Below are 628 nucleotides of genomic sequence, written 5' to 3'. Positions count from 1 at the left end.
CCCCACCGCCATCCTCCAGCGGGGAACCGGAGCGCTGAAGTCGCCGGAGTCAGGGCTGGCAGACGGCCTGCCCATCCTGCACGGCGCAGGACGAGCAATCCGCCGTCTTCACCAGCACGCCCTGCTTGCACGTGAGGAGCGCGGCGCTGGTCGGGCTGCACACGCCCTTGCCCTCCGCGTCCGTGGCGCACCCGTCGTTCTCCTGGTTGAGGGACGTGTCGCACCGCACGCTGTCCGCCAGCTCCCGGCAGCCCAGCGGCCCGCGGCACGCCAGCGGACGCCAGGTGCCGTTGCGGCACTCCAGGGCCTGCGCATCGTCCTGGCACACGTAGTCGCCGCCGTCACACGAGTCGCCCGAACCCGGCCCGCCACAGCCGGAAAGAAGGAAGAAACCGACGAGGGACAGGAGCGCGAGGGGAAGACGGTTCATGGGTGCCGGCGACTCTTTTCGACAGGTATTTCGCTGTCAACCGCCGCCTAGCGTCTCGCGGAAGTAACGCCGGAAGTTGCCACCCATCACACGTTCCACCCAGGACTCCGGGTGTCGTTTGAGCAGGGCTTCCGTGAGCCGGGGCAGGTCCGTCACGTCCCGCATGCCCCGGGGCAGCGCCACCATGCCGTCGTAGTC

General features: G+C 69.4%; 2 protein-coding genes. Both read right to left on the bottom strand.

Annotation, left to right across the window (positions count from 1 at the left end):
• Nucleotides 1-49: 49 nt before the first annotated feature.
• The gene (locus tag D7W79_RS42550) at nt 50-430 is read right to left on the bottom strand and encodes a hypothetical protein (RefSeq protein ID WP_120530798.1); all 381 of its coding nucleotides are present in this window, start codon (nt 428-430) and stop codon (nt 50-52) included.
• A 36-nt stretch (nt 431-466) separates the two neighbouring features.
• Nucleotides 467-628, bottom strand: a 162-nt coding sequence (locus tag D7W79_RS42545; RefSeq protein ID WP_208729990.1) for a membrane dipeptidase, incomplete at its 5' end; no start/stop codon positions are given.

It is taken from the genome of Corallococcus exercitus (assembly GCF_003611585.1).
GTDB classification, from domain to species: domain Bacteria; phylum Myxococcota; class Myxococcia; order Myxococcales; family Myxococcaceae; genus Corallococcus; species Corallococcus exercitus.
Note: the sequence above shows the minus strand (reverse complement) of the source record. Positions and strands in the feature narration are given on the sequence as shown.